The sequence below is a fragment of the Alteromonas sp. P256 genome, from assembly GCF_036864455.1.
Lineage (GTDB): Bacteria > Pseudomonadota > Gammaproteobacteria > Enterobacterales > Alteromonadaceae > Alteromonas.
The window spans coordinates 466080-484566 of the sequence record NZ_JAZETM010000002.1 but is presented as its reverse complement, the minus strand read 5'-3'; the positions used below and the strand labels follow the sequence as shown (position 1 = coordinate 484566).

Genomic DNA, 18487 nt, shown 5'->3' with positions numbered 1-18487 from the left:
ACTTAATGAACAATCTCTACTTTTAAACGCTAAACTTAATACACCTTTACTACTTGCCCACTATTCGAATTAAGAACAAAAATCGTTCATACGTTTAAAGAAACCTGAGTTTTACTTTAAAATCGCTACAAGTTACCTATAATACCTGCAAATGTTTTCACACTTTCTCAGTAGGTTGTAATGGATCAAAATAAAGAATTGAAAAGAGCAGGGCTTAAAGTCACTCTGCCTCGCCTTAAAATTTTACAAATTCTGCAAGACCCAAATAATCAACACATAAGTGCGGAAGATGTGTACAAAATTCTTATCGAACAAGATGAAGAAATTGGTTTAGCTACGGTGTACCGCGTTCTTAACCAATTTGACGACGCCGGCATTTTAAATCGTCATCACTTTGAAGGCGGCAAATCTGTTTTCGAAATAAGCCATAAAGACCATCACGATCACTTGGTATGTCTTAAGTGTGGAAAAGTGATTGAGTTTGAAGACGATATCATCGAGCAGCGACAAGAAATGGTGGCAAAGCAGCACAATATTAAGCTTACTCACCACAGCCTGTATCTGTACGGCGAATGCACCGACGGGAACTGTGACACACTCGACTAATCAAGGCGTGTCGACCTAAAGTTCAAATAAAAAACCTGCCCTAATATCGGCAGGTTTTTTTTCGCTTTTCAAACGCTGCTTATATGCGCATTAAGCGTCAAATTTATAAGCGTGATACGCCCTTATTGCACGTTCCCACACTTCACCTGCCGCGCCCTCACCAATAACATGCCCATCAATTTCAATTACCGGAGACACTTCCTTACTCGAGGATGTAAGCCACACCTCATCGGCATCGAGCAGTGACTCTTTAGAAAACCACTCCTCTACAACGTTAAGGTTTGCACGCTTAAACGATTCTAGTGCAATGTGGCGGGTGATCCCTGGCAGCAATTCGTTATTTAAAGGCGGCGTTTTAATCATGCCGTTTTTCACCATAAATACGTTACACGAACTTGCCTCAGTTATCAGCCCTTTCTCGTTGTACAAAATCGTTTCGTTAACACCAGCCTTTACGCCACTTTGAAAGTGCATGACGTTGCCAAGCAACGATGTGGACTTTATATGGCATCGCTGCCAGCGCTTGTCTTCTTCTAGTGCCACTTTGAACACCTTGGCACTGCTTCTTGAATTTGACTGGGGGGCTGCCATTTCAAACGCGAAAGCAAAAACCGTTGGTGTAACGCCAGTTGGGTATGCATGATAACGCTTAGTGTCAGTACCTCGACTCACATGGAAATACACTCCCACGTTACCACTTTCTATATGCTGAGCATTTTCTGTTGCCAGCTGCAGCACAATGGATGTCCACATGGCATCGTCATAAGGGTTATCAATTTCAATGGCCGATAGCCCCGAGGCCAACCGCGACAAATGGCCCTTAAGCCCTACTGGTTTCCCTGCATAGGTCGGTATCACTTCATAAATACCATCTCCAAATAGGAAGCCCCTATCCATGGGTGAAATTCTTGCTTCACTAAGGGGAAGGTATTCACCGTTTAAAAAAGCGACTGTCATGCAATTTCTCCTCTCAATCGCAGCACGTGTTGCCGAGACAAAAGAATGTCGGCTCGGGCTTCTTCACTATTTTGAAAAATAAAGGAAACAGTTTCCCCAGGAACCCGCTGAGCCAAGCGACTCACATCGAGTGGGTTCAAACATCCTAACTTCGGATAGCCACCCAGGGTTTGTCTATCGCGCATCATAATAATAGGCTGTCCATCTGGAGGTACTTGAATTGCGCCTACATGAATAGCCTCTGAATGCATTGAAGATAGTGATGAAGCAATATCTGCTCCGGTCAAACGATAGCCCATTCTGTCAATTGACGAACTGACCGTATACTCTGAGCTTTCAAACATGCGCTTTGCGACCTGACTAAAATGCGCTTCTTGATACCCTTTAATAACACGTAACGGCGCGTCTATGTCATAGGCTATCTGCTGCCCACACTTTATCGACATGCTGTGCTTTATCGACATGCTGTATTGCATTGACATGCTGTGCTGGATTGGCAGCTGACGAACAGATAACGTTGCATAGGTTTGCTCATCGCAACGACTTATATCGATACAGTCACTGTCGCTAATCACTCGACCATCGCCATGAAGGCCGCCAAGAGATTCCCGAACTACAGTACATGCACTGTCAACGTGATAAGGAACCTTCCACTGACCACAAATAGCAAGATACGCCTTACTTCCAACATATTCACTTTCAAAGCTTAAGCAGTCATTTTTATTGACCTTAATACTGGAATAAGACGGTTGGTCATGCCCATTTACCTGCACCTTTACCTGCCGCCCAGCAACGGCAACAATAGTAGGCTCATGAAAACAGACCGTCATTTTTCCCATCACTTCTAAACAGGGCGTATTGTCAGGGTTATGAGCAAGAAAATTTGCCCAACGATACGCTATTTCGTCCATAGGGCCTGATTGGGAGAACCCCTGACGCTGCTTACCTTTTCTGCCTTCATCAACAATGAGGCTGAAAAGGCCTTTCGAAATTACTTCAACCTTCATGATAGGCGTTAAACTCACTTTCTGTTATCGACACAAACTTTACGGTATCGCCAGCACTTAGCAAAGAATGATTGGTTTTATCCAGCATGTTTTCAGGACACAGGCCCATTAAATTCCAGCCGCCGGGAGATTCGCTAGGATAGACAGCGGTTTGTCTATCTGCGATGGCTACCGCTCCCTTCGGCACCCTCTTTCTGGGCGTGCTCAATCGAGGGCACTGTAGCTGTTGCACAATATTACCCATGTAGCCAAAACCGGGAGCAAAGCCCACCGCGTAGACCTTGTATTCAACGCTGGTATGAAGCGAAATAATATCTTCAATTGATAAGGATGTTTTCTGACTAATTTCAACGAGATCGTTAGCCTCTGGCGCGCCATACCACACCGGTAATGTATGGCATTTTCCTGCGGCTACTTCAGTTTCACCACCTTCCTGGCTACCCACTGCCGGGTCACCAAATGCCGGGCCACTTATGGTGTTTCCACCGTTTTGCCAGCTGCGAAGCGTATTGTATACAAAGTGGCTATCGACTCGCTCAATATCGAATATTATTAATAAGCTATCGTAAGATGGCACACATTCTACAAGCCAAGGCTGCTCGCTATGAATGGCAGCCCTATCGAGTACACGCAACCATTGCTGGCAGGCGGCATTTGCTTGCTCTAAGTCAGAACCTGAAAAATACAACATGATGGCATCTGCTCCCACGGGAACAAACTGCTTAATACTGCCAAAAGGTTGCATGAGCACCTCCTACCTTAAGACCACTTTCAAAATAACGTGTTTCTTGAAACAACATAGTTATAGGTATGCTCTAATTTGGCGGGCTATCTCTACGGCGCCGGCTGTATCGCCGTGCACACACAAACTGTCTGCTTGAATAGATAACGTGGCGCCTGATGCAGTTGTTACTGTGCCCTGCTCTATTAGTTGCTTGGCCTGTACTAACGCCTCTTGCGAACTGAGAACAGCGCCGTCTATTTGACGAGACTGCAGATAGCCTTCATCGGTATAGCGTCTGTCAGAAAAAGCTTCAAACAACAGCGATACACCATGCTGTTTTGCTTCATCTGCTATCCCTTGGTATTGAGATGTGGCTTGGACCATCAGCGGAAGTTTTCCATGGCACATGGCAGCAACACTTTTCATCACGGTTTGCCTAATGTCCTTATTTTTCATCATGTCGTTATAGAGTGCACCGTGGGGTTTAACGTAATCGACTTTTGCCCCTACAATATCTGCCATACCAATTAATGCACTTACCTGATATTGAATACAGGCGCTAAGCTCATTGGCTTGCATTGCCATACTTCTGCGTCCAAACCCTTGTAAATCAGGGTAAGACGGATGAGCACCAACCGACACACCGTGGGCTTTGGCAATATCCAGCGCGGCTTTCATGACCAATGGATCGCCAGCGTGAAAGCCACAGGCAATGTTTGCTTGGTCTATTTCAGACATAATGTCCTTTTCCACAGGCATCGACCAAGCCCCAAAACTTTCACCTAAATCGCAATTTAACTTCATAATGGTTTAGCTCTTAACTCCAATCCGATATTATGTTACCTGTTCTATTAAAAAAGTCAGTGTTAATGATAAATATTGGAAAAATTAATACATTGCGCGTGGTAGCAGAATACCCTTTTGGGTACGCCCTAGCCGCCCTAGACGCTAATGAAAACGAGTTTGAGAGTGGGACTGATAACGAAGGTGCTGCTGTTTTCGATTCAGAGGCCCACACTCTTGGCATCGATGAAACCGTTACTCTTCCTCTTGATGAGGTTGAAACACCCCTTGCAACAAATGCGGAGATAGAGGTATTTGTTGCCACAAATCAGCGTGGAGAGCCCTACGCAACGGTGAAAAAACCGCTGATCCAAGTGGGTGAAGTCAAAATATTAAAAGCGGTATCTGCAACCAATTTCGGCGCATTTTTCGACTGGGGATTAGATAACGATTTACTCGTTCCAGACGACTATCAAGCCGAGCCTGTTAGTGCGGGTATGAAATACGTTGTTTATACGTTTTTTGACAATAAAACCCAGCGTATTTTGGGTGCGACCAAGCTTCACTACTTTTTACAGGAAAGTAACGCCTATTTGAATGAAGGCGACGATGTTGAATGCCTAGTTTATGCCAAAACAGATCTTGGCTTTAAAGTCGTGATAAACGAAAAGAATCTTGGGCTGATTTTTCACAGCGACGCGTTTAAACCATTGAAAGTAGGTCAAGCTACCTCAGGTGTAATAAAAACAATTCGCGAAGATGGCAAAATTGACGTGGTGCTTCAGCGTATAGATAAAGATGCGCGAAGTGAGCTTCAGCAGGCTATTTTAGATGATTTAGACGCCCACGGCGGCATATCGACTCTCACTGACAAGAGTGCACCTGAAGACATTTACACGCATTTTAATGTGAGTAAAGCGGCCTATAAAAAGGCATTGGGTGCGCTGTATAAACAGAAAAAAATTACTATTAACGCTGATGCAATACGATTGAACACAAATATTTAACCTACACAACTCAGGATATATAATGAAAGCACGTGTTTCATGGGATAAAGACCTTACGTTTACTGGTACTACCGACAGTGGTTACAACACCGTGATGGATGGAAACGGCAACGCTGTTTCACCTATGGAATCGGTGCTTGTTGCTATTGGTGCCTGTTCAAGTGTGGACGTCGTCGATATTTTGAAAAAAGGGCGCTTTGACATTACAGCGTGTCATTGTGAGCTTGAGGCCACCCGCGCTGAAGAGCCACCACGGGTGTTTGAAAAAGTACATGCTCACTACACGGTGTCAGGAAAGGGAATTACCGATAAGGCGTTAGCCCGTGCTGTGCAGTTATCAGCAGAAAAATACTGTTCGGTCATGTTAATGCTTAAGGGCAATGTTGACATTACCACCAGCTACACCTTGGTTGAATAAAAAATCAGTGGAATAAGCGATGTTTAGGCAGGCTTTGGGCTTGTAGACTTTAGTTTAAATCGCTTTAACTTAGCAATATTGGCTAACAGATAGTAAAAAAGGCTAACCATTTCGGTTGGCCTTTTTGTTTTTCACCTTTAAAAACCCCTAACTTACTGAAAATTATAACGTTTAGTTTACTGGCACGTTATCTGCTGATACTGGTCATTATGATATAACGACAATAAATGTTAGGGCATTGACCATGGAAACAACACATAACACCTCATATCAGAACGCAAACAACGCTTCACTTCGCAGTTCGAACGCTAACTCTCTACTTTTACGCTATGCGGTTATCGGTAGCACAATTCTAGCGCTAAGCGCATTTGCAACTGGCTGCACAGATGCTGATGCGATTGATGCAGAGAATGGCCCTGACAAAGTAGAAGAGACGGTATTCGCTATTCCCGTTGAAGCACTGCACTTAAAAACAGGCGACATTACCTCAACGTACGATACCACCGCTATTTTAGAGGCCCGTGAAGAAGCGTTTGTCTCTGCCCGCGCATCAGGAATTATTGAAGCCATATTCGTAGAAGAAGGCGACTACGTAGAAAAAGGACAAGCGTTGGCACAGCTAGATAAGCGTCGGTATGAGCTCAATGTGTCAAAAGCACGCGCTGATTTACAAGGTATCGAAAACGAGCTCGAACGCGTCAACAAGGTATACTCACAAAAACTCATTAGTCACGATACCTACGATAAACTCAACGCCCAGTATGAATCAGTTAAAGCCTCGTTGAGCATTGCTGAATTGGATTTAAAAGAAACCACTATCGAGGCCCCTATCAGTGGCTTTATTGCATCTCGCAATGCCAAAGTAGGTAATTTAACCGAGTCTTTCCAACGTGAAAGAATGTTTCATATTGTGCAGCAAAAAGATCTTCAGGGCGTAGTATTCCTACCAGAGAACGAATTAACAAATGTGTCTGTAGGCCAAGTTGCTACCCTAAACGTTGCGGCGTTAAACAATCAAGAAATAACCGCACACGTTGAGCGAATCAGCCCCGTTATCGACGCCACTACCGGTACCTTTAAAGTAACTCTGCGAGTGCCCAATGGACAAAACACGTTGAAAGCCGGCATGTTCACTGATGTGTCTCTTGAATATGCCACTCATGCCAATACCACACTCGTGCCCCGCCGTGCTCTGGTTACCATTGATAATACCCACAGCGTTTTTGTAGTCGACGGTGGCGTGGTTAAGAAAGTTAATGTATCTACCGGATTTGAAAATAACGATGTTATTGAAGTCACTCATGGGTTAACTGGTAACGAGCAAGTCGTTACTGCGGGACATCAAAATTTAAAAGACAATGCGCCTGTTGAAGTTGTAAACAGCTAAGCGAAGATAAATAAGGAATAGTATTATGCGTATTGTCGATATTGCTGTTAAGCGTCCCGTCGCCGTTTCTATGTTTACTTTCGCGGTGTTGTTATTTGGTATGGTGTCTCTTGGTAGGCTGTCGGTGAATTTATTGCCTGATTTGTCTTACCCCACTTTAACTATACGCACTGATTACGATGGCGCCGCCCCTGCAGAAATAGAACAACTGATATCTAAACCCATCGAAGAGTCTATCGGCGTTGTTAAAGGCGTGCGTAAAGTTACCTCTACCTCACGTGCAGGACAATCAGACGTGGTCTTATCCTTTGCTTGGGGCACGGACATGGACTTTGCCAGCTTAGAAGTGAGAGAAAAACTAGACGTACTTCGACTTCCTCTGGACATTGAAAAACCTCGACTGCTGCGGTTTAACCCCAGCTTAGATCCCGTCATCAAGTTAGGCCTCACCACTGATACCGAAAACCTTTCCGAAAGCGGTATGAAACGCTTGCGTTTATACGCCGAACAACAAGTAAAACGAGGCTTAGAATCTGTTGAAGGTGTTGCGGCCGTGCGCTTAGGCGGAGGGCTAGAAAATGAAATTCACATTCTTATTGACCAGCGTAAAGCCAGTCAGCTATCCATTCCCATCACAGACATTGTTGAGCGTATAAAAGCGGAAAATGTTAACGCCGCAGGCGGAAGAATAGACAATGCCGCCCAAGCCTTTTTAGTTCGAACACTAAACCAGTTTGAAACACTAGACGATATCGAAAACTTATTTATAGGCCGCTCTGGTAATCGAAACATCCAATTAAAAGATGTTGCCGTGGTACAAAGTGCGTATAAAGACAGAAGTGTCATCACGCGCTTTAATGGCACTGAAGGTGTTGAAATAGCTATCTATAAAGAAGGTGACGCTAATGCGGTGGATGTGGCTACCAATGTGTCACGTCGCCTGAAAGAAGTACAAAAAGCCCTCCCCTCAAATTATGCACTTAGTCAAACTTATGATCAGAGCGTGTTTATAAAACAGGCCATCGACAACGTTAAATCAGCGGCCATTGTGGGCGGTATTCTAGCCATGTTGGTGCTGTATTTGTTTTTAAAAGACTTCTGGGCAACGGTTATCATTTCCGTGTCTATTCCTGTGTCTGTTATTGCCACGTTTAATTTAATGTATGCCAACAACATAAGCTTAAATATGATGAGCCTTGGCGGTATTGCTCTTGCTGTTGGGCTATTGGTAGATAACAGCATTGTTGTGCTTGAAAATATTGATCGCCACCGCAAACACAAGCGTGGCTTAACAACGACCCAACATGGCGAAAACGAAAACGCGACGCAATTTGAGGCGGCCTCTAAGGGCACTAAAGAAGTATCGGGTGCGATAATCGCCTCTACATTAACCACCATGGCCGTATTCGTTCCCCTTATTTTTGTTGAAGGCATTGCTGGTCAGTTATTTCGAGACCAAGCGCTAACGGTTTCCTTTGCCCTTGCCGCATCTCTCGTGGTGGCGCTCACCATCATTCCGGCGATGGCAAGAAGAAAATCAACGCAACAATTATCTCACCAAGATACATTCGATAACCCGTCAGCCTCTGTAAAAACAGCCCCTACGAGTCTGTTAGGTAAAATAGCGTTTTACGCCACCTGGCCTATTAGAGCGCTATTCAAGTTTGTTTTTGTTTTCTTGCCTGCAGCCCTTGTTACTTTGTTAATTGGTGCATGGCACATCATCAGCAAATGTTTGTCGGTAGTGTTCACACCCCTTGTTTGGCTGTTTTCCAAAGGGTTTGAGGGCCTATCAAAAGCGTATGAAGTGTTACTGAAAGCAAGCCTTCGCGCTCGAACGGCAGTGCTAGGTATTGCAGTAGCCGTGTCTGCTGGGGGCGTTTTACTGTTACCCCAGTTGGGTATGGAGCTCATTCCCACCATGTCACAAGGAGAGTTCTCAGTAGAAATCACCTTGCCAGCAGGTTCTCCTTTGCAGAAAACTGATGCCGAACTTAACGCACTAGCGGCTGTTGTATTTAATGAGAATAACAGCTTGGACAGTGGTCCAGAAGACGAGCATAAAGGCGAGCATGAGAGCGAGCATAAGGACGAAGAGCAGAGCGGAGCCCACACAAAAGTACAGCGTACTTATGCGATGTCTGGAACGGGCAGCCTTGTAAGTGCTGCGCCTAATCAAGGTGGCGACCACTGGGGCCGGTTAAATGTAGTCATGCAACCCAATGCGACTCAAGATGACATGCAACAGGTTCAAAACACCTTGCGTGATTATCTAAACAACAAATCGAATATCGAATCAGTGTTTTCTGAGCCTGAACTCTTTAGCTTTTCATCGCCAATACAAGTGGAAATAACGGGTTACGATTTAAATCAGTTGCAAGAATATGGTGACGCTATTGCGCTTAAGCTGGCAAGCTTTGCTAATTTTACCGATGTAACCACCAGCATTCGCGATGGCAATCCAGAGCTTAAAATAGAATTCGATCACGCTAAGCTTGCTCGGCTAAACTTAGATGCAGCCACTGTATCGCAACTGATCGCCGCCAAAGTGGGCGGGCGCATTGCCACCCAATACAGCGTTGAAGATAGAAAGGTTGATGTATTGGTTCGCACTATTGAAAGTCAGCGCAACGATATCGCGGGCGTAAGGGCAATTGTTATCAACCCTCGTTCAACACAGCCTATTCCTCTAAGCGCAGTAGCCGATGTTTACATGAGCGTGGGCCCAAGTGAAATTACCCGCGTTGGCCAGCAGCGTGTCGCTATCGTTACGGCAAATTTAGCGAAAGGAAAGCTAGACGAAGCTGTTGATGTTGCGAATACTGTACTTAACGAAACTCAGCTTCCTCTTTCACTTAGCGCCACCATTGCAGGTCAAAGTGAAGATATGCAAAACAGCTTCCGCTCGCTGCAATTTGCTCTCGCCCTGGCAGTATTCATGGTGTACCTGGTTATGGCGTCGCAGTTTGAATCCTTGCTTCATCCGCTTCTTATTTTGTTCGCAGTGCCACTTGCAGGCGCAGGCTCAGTGTATGGCTTGTGGCTCACCAACACACCGCTTAGTGTGGTGGTGTTTATCGGGCTAATTATGCTGTGCGGTATTGTTGTGAACAACGCCATTGTGCTTGTTGATAGAATAAATCAGCTGCGCAGAGACGGAATGGAAAAGCACGCTGCCATTGTTGACGCTGCCCAAACACGTTTAAGACCCATTGTAATGACTACATTGACTACCGTTCTCGGTTTGCTCCCCATGGCATTAGGTTTTGGTGAGGGTGCGGAAATAAGAACACCTATGGCGGTAACGGTTATTTTTGGATTACTGTTTGCCAGCTTACTTACGCTCGTTTTACTGCCAGTGCTGTATAGCTTATTTGACAATAAAAAAATACCGGTGGATACGAGTGCAGTGATGACACGCAACGAGCCTATTGCAAAAGGAGGCGCGCTATGAAGCCTTCACAACAAAAGTCGCCCACTGTAGTAGCGGGTATAGGTGCGGCGTTAGCAAGATTTGCCCTTAACAAACCCGTCACCATAGGCATGTTATTTTTCTCCATGCTGCTGTTTGGATTAGTGTCTTCTAGACTGCTTCCGTTAGAGAAATTTCCCGGTATTGATATACCCCAAATGGTTATCGAAATCCCCTACCCTGACGCTACCCCAATTGAGGTAGAAACCATGATAACGCGGCCTGTGGAAGCGGCCATTGCCACCATGTCAGGGATTAAGCGCCTGCAAGCCCGTTCTTATGATAATAAAGCAGAAATCGTTGTTGAGTTTGACTGGGAAGAAAACCTTAAAGCCAAAAGTATCGAGGCAAGGGAAAAGGTAGACGCGATAAGAAATGAGCTGCCTTCAGATATTGAACGCATAATGGTGTATAAATTTAACACCAATGACATGCCTATTTTTCAGCTGCGTGTGTCTAGCGATCGAGACCTTTCTAACGCTTACGATTTGCTTGAGCGCAACTTAAAGCACCCGCTTGAACGAGTACCCGGCGTGTCGAAAGTTGAGCTTTATGGCACCATGAAACGTCAAATCACCATTCGGCTGAACGCTAAAAAGCTTTCTACCTATCGCATAGACAGTAATGAGCTTGAACGAAAGTTACAAGGGGCTAACTTTTCCCTGACTGCAGGCTACATGTATAACGATGGCCAAAAGGTGCTTGTTAACCCAACAGGTGAATTTGACGATATTAACGACTTTAAACAAATGTGGATCAAACCCAATATTCGTTTGTCGGATGTGGCTGAAGTCAGCTATGAATTGCCTTTGCGAAACGAAGGGCGTCATTTAGACAGAAGCTTTGCTGTTGGCTTCAATGTATTTCGTGAATCTGGCAGTAACTTGGTCAACGTATCAGATGCCGTAATGGCCGTGATCAATGAAGCAAAAAACGACCCTGAGTTTTCAGGTATCAACCTTTTTGTGATGGACGATACCGCTAAAAGCGTTACGTCTTCCCTAAGCGATTTGTTAAGTGCAGGCTTGCTAGGTGCACTGCTGTCAGTCATCGTTTTATACCTATTTTTGCGCCAGCTGGTCACCACACTTATTGTTGTGCTGTCGGTGCCATTTTCTATATGTATCGCCCTAGGCGTTATGTATTTACTAGGTTATACCCTAAATATACTGTCACTGATGGGACTGATGCTGGCCGTTGGTATGCTGGTAGATAATGCGGTGGTTGTTACTGAAAGTATTTTTCAAGAGCGCCAAAAAAATAATGATATTGCTTATGCCACACAAAGTGGTGTCAACAAGGTAAGCTTGGCCGTCATTGCGGGTACGGCCACCACGGCCATTGTATTTTTACCCAATATCATTGGCGTTAAAATTGACGTAACCATCTTTTTAGAGCACGTGGCAGTTGCCATTTGTATTTCGCTATTTGCCTCTCTTTTTATTGCGAAAACTCTCATTCCCTTACTGACCACTAAAGTGAAAATTCCGGTGGTCAAGCAGTCAGCGCCCCCAGCTTACATCTCTCGTTACGGGAAAATACTTCAGTGGGTACTTAACAATCAGGGTAAAACATCACTTATTGCTGTTGGTATTTTGGCATCCACCATTATTCCCATGCAGGCGGTGACGTCGGATGATGATGGTAATAATAACCAAGAACGCATTTGGCTGAATTACCACATAACCGAAAACTACACCCTATCAGAGGTAGAAAATACGGTTGAAAAAATGGAAGCGTATTTGTATGAAAATCAAGAACGCTTTCATATTAAACAGGTATATACCTATTTTACTCCAGGGTATGCAACAAGCGGCCTTACGCTTAACGACGACCTACCTGTGCCGGTTAGCCAGATTAAAGAAGATATCCGTGAGTCTATGCCCTCTTTCGTAAGAGCACGCCCCACATTTCAGTGGGAAAGTGGCAGTGGTGGCGGTATTCGAGTGACATTGCTTGGCGAGTCTTCAGAGCAATTAATGAAAATTTCAGACCAGCTGGTGCCGGTTCTTGCCAAAGTGGATGGACTTAAAGATGTGAAGGCTGATACCGGCTCAACCCGTGATGAAGTTCAGATTCGAATTGACAGAGAAAAAGCCAATCGATTCGGTATTGCGGTTAACGATGTAGCCAAACTAGTTGCTACCGCACTTCGCGGTAGTAATCTAAGGACGTTTCGCTACAGCGACGCTGGAGAGGTTAACGTGCAGCTCAAATATGGTAGCGATATTCAGTCGTCACTTAGTGCACTCAAAAATATTAATATCGGCTTTGCGCAAAACCAATCAATTACCCTTAATATGATTGCTGATTTTGAAATAAAGCCTCAGCTGTCGCAAATTAACCGTAGCTATCGCCAAACCGCGCTGGCTATTGGTGCCAACCTTGAGGGTGAGACCACCACCGCACAGGCGAGACAGCAAATAGAAGCGGCTCTCGAAAATATTACCCTGCCTACAGGCTACACCTGGACATTAGACGGCAGTTTCTCTCGTCAAGATGAAGCTAATGCGGTTATGCAGATGAACATGCTATTGGCGCTTTGCATGATATACGTGGTGATGGCAGCGTTGTTTGAATCGCTGATCTTACCTACATCGGTCATCACATCCTTATTGTTTTCCTTCACCGGTGTATTTTGGGCGTTTATGGTAACCGGAACGTCAATGTCGGTAATGGGTATGATTGGAATGCTTATACTTATGGGCATTGTGGTGAACAATGGCATTGTGCTGGTAGATAGAATTAATCAGCTTATTAATGACGGTCTTTCTTTATACGACGCCGTTATTGAAGGGTGCGTTACCCGAATAAGACCTATTCTTATGACAGTGGCAACCACTGTGCTGGGGCTAATTCCGCTTGCCATAGGCACAACGCGGATAGGCGGCGATGGTCCACCCTATTCCCCAATGGCCATCGCCATTATTGGAGGTTTGCTATTTTCTACGCTCACCAGCTTGTTCCTTGTGCCGTTAGCATATGTATTACTCCTCAAGTTGAGATTCCACACTCAGCGACTCTTTATCAACGGACGTAACAGAGTGTCGCGTTGGGTAAGGGTTTAAGCCAAGCATAATTAACCAGTTATGACTTCCTGGCTGGGTGTGTGGTGTTCTTTTAAAGAACAGCAACACCCGCCTTTTCATATTAACCATAGTCAACGCTTACCTTAACTACGTGAAGTAAGGTATTCGTGAACCGTATCAGCGCCACGTTCAGCCGAAAACTGAATAAGGTTACTTCCATTACACGTTAACCCTGTGTCTGAGGTGACTAATCGTAGTACTTGACGCTGGCTGTCACCAATACGACCTACGTTACGTGACAGGTTTGAACGAAAGGTTTTAATGTCGTCGTTGATAATGGCTTTGCAAAATCCTGCAAATTCCGTTTCGCCAACAAAACGAACTTCTTTTTGTGAGTTGGCGGCGCTTGCACTAAATGCAATTGATAGTGTTGCTGTAGCAATAATGGTCTTGAGCAATTTCATTGTGTTTTCCTCGATGCATAAAAAAAGGGTGTTAGCACTCAGGTAATCGCTGAGTGCCCATTAGTTATGCACTAAGATGGAAAATTTTTCTGTTGTAATGTTGTGTTAGGCAGGTAAATTTGCAGTAAATTGAGTTGTTAATACCTATTTAAAACCTTAAGCATCTGAAAATTAAATATTTTTTTGAAATTTTTATACCTAAACACTATTACAAGGCTCAAATCGCGAACAAAAAACTCTAATACTAAAGACTAAAAAGTGTATTTTTGCACCCCTAATTCTGAAATTTTAACAAAAAAAATGGCATTTCAGATTATTTTTCACACTGAAACGCCACTTTATTTTGTAATAAAACTACACTTTATTCATATTTTCTTTCGACTTTCGTTTCTATTGCATCGATATATGCATGCCAAGACCCATATCCAATAAGCGGCATTAAAACGATAAAACCGACAAATCCAGTGACGAATCCTATAGCGACGGCCGAGAAGATTATTGCCGCCCAAATCAACATGGGTACTTTATTTAACCACACTGCATTAACACTCGTTAGCACGGCGGTAGCAAGATCGACTTTCCGTTCCATGAGTATTGGCTGAGTGAATGCAGTAATAAACAGCATGATCATTGTAAATGCAGCCCCCACTAAGGTACCCAACACTAGAAACGGTAGCAAGCTCTCAAGATTATTATCTATATAAGGAGGATAAAGTGCATGGATTAGCGACGCTACACGTAGCCAAAAGATCATCATGACCATGATGAGTAACGCAAACCCCCACTCATTGATTGCATTTCTTCGCATTGCTCGCAATGAATGTCTTAACGTCGGTTTGTGGCCTTTCTCCATTTCCCAGCTTACATCGTAAAGACCTGCCGCTAAAAACGGGCCTATCAACATAAAGCACACAATGGCAGGCAGAATAACCAAGTGCCAGCCCGTCATTTCAACCAAATACATGATGAACCATGGAATAACGGCGAATAGTACACCATAAAACACTGTTAATCCTGGCGCTCGCATGGCGTCTCGCAACGCCAACGACAACCATTTTATAGGGTCGCCAACATCTAATTCTTTACAGGGAATGACACGCGCAATGCCACTTTGAGTAATCGCATTCTCTGGAGTTTCTTTAAAATGGTGCGACATATTAAAATCACCTCTGCTGGTAAAATTGCCTTACGTGATGTTTTTAAAAACATCTTAATCATACGATAGGCTTTTATTGGAAAGTTAACAAGTCATTAACATTGATTTTACTAAATTATCTTTAGAAGGACAGCTATCACTTTTATTGTACGTAAAATGTTCAATTTGAGATGAAAAGTATTCCAATGAGCTTAATATTTCTGATTTTACGTCGCATCTCACTGTGGATTACGATAATCTCAAGGTATGTAAATCAACCAGATAGACCATGAAAACTGTATCTCGCTCACATAAATTAGACAACGTGTGTTATGACATTCGAGGCCCAATAGCAGCACAAGCTAAAAAGATGGAAGACGAAGGTCATCGCATATTGAAATTGAATATCGGTAACCCTGCTCCGTTTGGCTTTGAAGCCCCCGACGACATAGTGAAAGACGTTATTCATAATCTGCCGACTTCCCAAGGGTATTCAGACTCGACGGGAATTTACGCGGCGCGTGTAGCAGTTATGCAGTACTATCAACAGCGAAATATCAAAGATATTCGCGTTGACGATGTTTATATTGGTAACGGGGTAAGCGAACTCATCATGATGGCGATGCAAGCGCTGCTTAATCATGGTGACGAAGTACTTATTCCAAGCCCTGACTATCCACTTTGGACTGCAGCGGTAAGTCTATCGTCAGGGTCTCCGGTTCATTATCATTGCGATGAACAGGCTGACTGGTTTCCTGACCTTGATGATATTAAAAGTAAAATCACCAGCAAAACCCGTGCAATTGTACTCATCAATCCGAATAACCCCACGGGAGCTGTGTACGATGAAGCGCTACTTCAGGACATTGTTGAATTAGCGCGGCAACATGGACTTGTTGTATTCAGTGATGAAATTTACGATAAAATTCTTTACGACGATGCAAAACACACCAGCATTGCGTCGCTAGCCGATGACGTTTTTTTTGTTACTTTTAGTGGCTTAAGTAAGAACTACCGTGTCGCCGGATTTCGCGCTGGCTGGCTATTGGTTAGTGGTAACAAGCGACTGGCCTCTGACTATATTGAAGGGCTCAACATCCTCTCTTCAATGAGAATGTGCGCAAACGTGCCTTGTCAAAGCGCTATTCAAACTGCACTTGGCGGATATCAAAGTATTAACGACTTGGTAAACGAAAACGGAAGGCTGCGTATTCAGCGAGATGTGACTACTGACATGCTTAACGGCATCGATGGCATACACTGCGTTAAACCTAAAGGCGCTATGTACTGCTTTGCCCGAGTGGACGAGAAAAAATTCAACATTTACAACGATGAGCAAATGATTTTAGACTTACTTAGCTCGGAAAAAATTCTGCTGGTACATGGCAAAGCATTTAACCTTAATAGTGGCATTTACTTCCGCTTGGTATTTTTACCTCACAGTGACGTTTTAGTGCCTGCCCTGCACAGAATTGGAAATTTCTTTAGAACCTATAAGCAGGGAGCTTAATATGTCAGATAGAAGTCATTTCTTTGCTCACTTATCTCGGCTTAAGTTAATTAACCGCTGGCCACTGATGCACAATGTGCGTACTGAAAATGTGCAGGAACACAGCTTACAGGTGGCAATGGTTGCTCATGCCCTTGCGCTTATCAAAAATAAATTTTTCGGTGGCACCGTTAATCCAGAGCGTATCGCCACTCTGGCCATGTTTCATGACGTATCTGAGGTACTGACTGGCGATCTTCCCACGCCGGTGAAGTATTTTAATCCGGCGATAAAGGAAGAATATAAAAAGATAGAAAAAATAGCGGAAAATAAGCTCATTGAAATGGCGCCTGAATCCTTTCGCGATGACTATGCTGCGCTGATAGATTCACAAAACCATAACCCAGAAGATGCCTTCATTGTGAAAGCAGCGGATGTGCTGTGTGCTTATCTAAAAACGTTAGAAGAAATTGCCGCTGGAAATCGCGAATTTACGCTAGCAAAGAAACGCTTGGATAAAATTTTGAAAGAGTATCATTCAGAAGAAGTGGATTATTTTCTCACTCAATATGTACCGAGTTTTTCATTGAGTCTTGATGAAATAACCCAAGACGAAATGTAACATTCAAAAAGGAGCTACTGTGACGATATCTCAATGGGAATTAGATTTACACGAGCGTCGCCTTCCACGCAGCGAATCGAGAGACGGCGATCACAGAAACCCTTACCAAAGAGATAAAGCAAGAGTACTCCACAGCGCCGCTTTTCGAAGACTGCAAGCAAAAACACAGGTATTAGGCGTTGGTTTAAGTGATTTTTACCGAACTCGACTGACGCACTCGCTAGAGGCCGCCCAAATAGGTACGGGGATCACCGCGCAGCTTTGGAACAAATTTCCCGATATAGCAAAAGACTTAGTACTCGACCCTACGTTAATTGAAACCATCTGTTTGGCTCATGACATTGGCCATCCTCCTTTTGGTCATGGTGGAGAAATTGCGCTCAACTACATGATGCATGAACACGGTGGTTTTGAAGGTAACGGTCAAACGTTTCGTATTGTTACTCAGTTAGAGCCGTACACGGCCGACCATGGCATGAATTTGTGCCGACGCAGTATGTTGGGGTTAATTAAATACCCCAACTTCATAAATACTCTGCATACTAAAGAGCCTGCTGGCCCTCGGCCGCAATCATTGCGCCAAGTTAAAGCCGATGATTGGCACCCGCCTAAAGGTTTATTTCAATGTGATAAGCCCTTGTTCGATTGGCTGCTTGCTCCGCTAAACAATGACGATAAACAGTTGTTTATGCAATTTACTGGCAGTACAGGTGCCCACAGTAAAACCTGCTTCAAGTCATTTGATTGTTCTATTATGGAGCTGGCCGATGATATTGCCTACGGCATCCACGATTTAGAAGATGCCATTGTCATGGATATGGTGCAAAAAGCGCATTTCATAGAAGATGTGACGAACCCATTAAAAGCGCTGTCTATTCCATGGCTTTCAGATAATATTGAATCGCTGACCACAAAATTGTTTAGTCACGCCCACCACGAGCGTAAAAATGCAATTGGCGCGCTGGTAAACAGCTTTATTACTGCTATCGAAATTCAAAAGGTAGACGGATTTTATCATCCGCTATTAGCCTTTAATGCCACCATGCCCCAAGGCTTTGGCGAAGCATTGGCACTATTTAAGCGATTTGTGTTTAGAAAGGTAATACGTCGCCCTGATGTTCAGCTGTTGGAATATAAAGGGCAATTAGTGGTGATGGAGCTCTTTGAAGCCTTTGCCTCAGATCCTGCCCGCTTGCTGCCAGAGAACACACAAGAGCGCTGGCGTAAAGCAGAGGAAGCGGGAAACGGCATGCGTGTGCTTGCCGACTATATATCAGGTATGACCGACGAATTTGCATCTCGGCTTTACAGCAGTATATTTTCACCTAAACAAGGCGGCATTCAAGACAGTTTCCATATCTAGCGCTAGGTGTAAAACAAGGTCATT

Annotated in this window: 15 protein-coding genes; 9 read left to right on the top strand and 6 right to left on the bottom strand. The window is 44.2% G+C overall.

Features of this window, described 5'->3' with window-relative positions:
* Positions 1-180: 180 nt before the first annotated feature.
* Positions 181-606 (top strand): ferric iron uptake transcriptional regulator, encoded by a 426-nt coding sequence (fur, locus tag V7R39_RS05445; RefSeq protein ID WP_032095827.1) that lies wholly within the window; start codon positions 181-183, stop codon positions 604-606.
* Between the two features lie 90 nt (positions 607-696).
* Here the strand turns inward: fur and V7R39_RS05440 are convergent, their stop codons facing one another.
* The 4 genes from V7R39_RS05440 to V7R39_RS05425 are packed head-to-tail and all read right to left on the bottom strand — an operon-like array spanning position 697 to position 4098.
* Positions 697-1563 carry an aminotransferase class IV gene (locus V7R39_RS05440; RefSeq protein WP_334029007.1) on the bottom strand — a complete coding sequence of 289 codons (867 nt, stop codon included), beginning with the start codon at positions 1561-1563 and terminating at the stop codon, positions 697-699.
* Positions 1560-2570 carry a biotin-dependent carboxyltransferase family protein gene (locus V7R39_RS05435; RefSeq protein ID WP_334029004.1) on the bottom strand — a complete coding sequence of 337 codons (1011 nt, stop codon included), beginning with the start codon at positions 2568-2570 and terminating at the stop codon, positions 1560-1562. The genes V7R39_RS05440 and V7R39_RS05435 overlap by 4 nt, the downstream gene beginning before the upstream one ends.
* Positions 2560-3315, bottom strand: coding sequence for a 5-oxoprolinase subunit B family protein (locus V7R39_RS05430; protein ID WP_334029001.1), 756 nt, complete (start codon positions 3313-3315; stop codon positions 2560-2562). Before V7R39_RS05430 ends, V7R39_RS05435 begins: the two co-directional genes overlap by 11 nt.
* A gap of 57 nt (positions 3316-3372) precedes the next feature.
* A complete protein-coding gene (locus V7R39_RS05425) occupies positions 3373-4098 on the bottom strand; it encodes a 5-oxoprolinase subunit PxpA (RefSeq protein ID WP_334028998.1) in 726 nt (241 codons plus the stop codon).
* A gap of 65 nt (positions 4099-4163) precedes the next feature.
* Here V7R39_RS05425 and V7R39_RS05420 point away from each other — a divergent pair, with 65 nt between their 5' ends.
* From V7R39_RS05420 to V7R39_RS05400, 5 genes are all read left to right on the top strand, one after another.
* Positions 4164-5084, top strand: coding sequence for a S1-like domain-containing RNA-binding protein (locus V7R39_RS05420; protein ID WP_334028995.1), 921 nt, complete (start codon positions 4164-4166; stop codon positions 5082-5084).
* Positions 5085-5106: 22 nt separating this feature from the next.
* On the top strand, positions 5107-5502 hold the full coding sequence (locus V7R39_RS05415; RefSeq protein ID WP_334028992.1) for an OsmC family protein: 396 nt from the start codon (positions 5107-5109) through the stop codon (positions 5500-5502).
* 244 nt (positions 5503-5746) lie between these two features.
* A complete protein-coding gene (locus V7R39_RS05410; RefSeq protein WP_334028989.1) occupies positions 5747-6889 on the top strand; it encodes an efflux RND transporter periplasmic adaptor subunit in 1143 nt (380 codons plus the stop codon).
* Positions 6890-6914: 25 nt separating this feature from the next.
* A complete protein-coding gene (locus tag V7R39_RS05405; RefSeq protein ID WP_334028986.1) occupies positions 6915-10343 on the top strand; it encodes an efflux RND transporter permease subunit in 3429 nt (1142 codons plus the stop codon).
* Complete coding sequence (locus tag V7R39_RS05400) at positions 10340-13429, top strand: efflux RND transporter permease subunit (RefSeq protein ID WP_334028983.1); 3090 nt, start codon at positions 10340-10342, stop codon at positions 13427-13429. Before V7R39_RS05405 ends, V7R39_RS05400 begins: the two co-directional genes overlap by 4 nt.
* 104 nt (positions 13430-13533) lie before the next feature.
* Here V7R39_RS05400 and V7R39_RS05395 read toward each other — a convergent pair whose 3' ends face one another.
* Together V7R39_RS05395 and V7R39_RS05390 are read right to left on the bottom strand one after the other, a co-directional pair.
* Positions 13534-13854 carry a DUF3718 domain-containing protein gene (locus V7R39_RS05395; protein ID WP_334028980.1) on the bottom strand — a complete coding sequence of 107 codons (321 nt, stop codon included), beginning with the start codon at positions 13852-13854 and terminating at the stop codon, positions 13534-13536.
* A 361-nt stretch (positions 13855-14215) separates the two neighbouring features.
* The gene (locus V7R39_RS05390) at positions 14216-15010 is read right to left on the bottom strand and encodes a DUF2189 domain-containing protein (protein ID WP_334028977.1); all 795 of its coding nucleotides are present in this window, start codon (positions 15008-15010) and stop codon (positions 14216-14218) included.
* A 268-nt stretch (positions 15011-15278) separates the two neighbouring features.
* On the opposite strand from V7R39_RS05390, the gene V7R39_RS05385 reads away from it, so the two are divergent.
* Genes V7R39_RS05385 through V7R39_RS05375 form a run of 3 tightly spaced genes read left to right on the top strand, consistent with a single transcriptional unit; the run spans position 15279 to position 18463 of the window.
* Positions 15279-16499, top strand: a complete 1221-nt coding sequence (locus tag V7R39_RS05385; protein ID WP_334028974.1) for a pyridoxal phosphate-dependent aminotransferase — start codon at positions 15279-15281, stop codon at positions 16497-16499.
* Position 16500: 1 nt separating this feature from the next.
* Complete coding sequence (yfbR, locus tag V7R39_RS05380; protein WP_334028972.1) at positions 16501-17100, top strand: 5'-deoxynucleotidase; 600 nt, start codon at positions 16501-16503, stop codon at positions 17098-17100.
* Between the two features lie 19 nt (positions 17101-17119).
* Complete coding sequence (locus V7R39_RS05375) at positions 17120-18463, top strand: anti-phage deoxyguanosine triphosphatase (protein WP_334028970.1); 1344 nt, start codon at positions 17120-17122, stop codon at positions 18461-18463.
* Positions 18464-18487 lie beyond the last annotated feature (24 nt).

Excerpts from the sequence above, each read along its gene's own strand:
- fur (WP_032095827.1), top strand. The coding sequence starts at position 181 with ATGGATCAAAATAAAGAATTGAAAAGAGCAGGGCTTAAAGTCACTCTG.
- V7R39_RS05440 (WP_334029007.1), bottom strand. The coding sequence starts at position 1,563 with ATGACAGTCGCTTTTTTAAACGGTGAATACCTTCCCCTTAGTGAAGCA.
- V7R39_RS05435 (WP_334029004.1), bottom strand. The coding sequence starts at position 2,570 with ATGAAGGTTGAAGTAATTTCGAAAGGCCTTTTCAGCCTCATTGTTGAT.
- V7R39_RS05430 (WP_334029001.1), bottom strand. The coding sequence starts at position 3,315 with ATGCAACCTTTTGGCAGTATTAAGCAGTTTGTTCCCGTGGGAGCAGAT.
- V7R39_RS05425 (WP_334028998.1), bottom strand. The coding sequence starts at position 4,098 with ATGAAGTTAAATTGCGATTTAGGTGAAAGTTTTGGGGCTTGGTCGATG.
- V7R39_RS05420 (WP_334028995.1), top strand. The coding sequence starts at position 4,164 with ATGATAAATATTGGAAAAATTAATACATTGCGCGTGGTAGCAGAATAC.
- V7R39_RS05415 (WP_334028992.1), top strand. The coding sequence starts at position 5,107 with ATGAAAGCACGTGTTTCATGGGATAAAGACCTTACGTTTACTGGTACT.
- V7R39_RS05410 (WP_334028989.1), top strand. The coding sequence starts at position 5,747 with ATGGAAACAACACATAACACCTCATATCAGAACGCAAACAACGCTTCA.
- V7R39_RS05405 (WP_334028986.1), top strand. The coding sequence starts at position 6,915 with ATGCGTATTGTCGATATTGCTGTTAAGCGTCCCGTCGCCGTTTCTATG.
- V7R39_RS05400 (WP_334028983.1), top strand. The coding sequence starts at position 10,340 with ATGAAGCCTTCACAACAAAAGTCGCCCACTGTAGTAGCGGGTATAGGT.
- V7R39_RS05395 (WP_334028980.1), bottom strand. The coding sequence starts at position 13,854 with ATGAAATTGCTCAAGACCATTATTGCTACAGCAACACTATCAATTGCA.
- V7R39_RS05390 (WP_334028977.1), bottom strand. The coding sequence starts at position 15,010 with ATGTCGCACCATTTTAAAGAAACTCCAGAGAATGCGATTACTCAAAGT.
- V7R39_RS05385 (WP_334028974.1), top strand. The coding sequence starts at position 15,279 with ATGAAAACTGTATCTCGCTCACATAAATTAGACAACGTGTGTTATGAC.
- yfbR (WP_334028972.1), top strand. The coding sequence starts at position 16,501 with ATGTCAGATAGAAGTCATTTCTTTGCTCACTTATCTCGGCTTAAGTTA.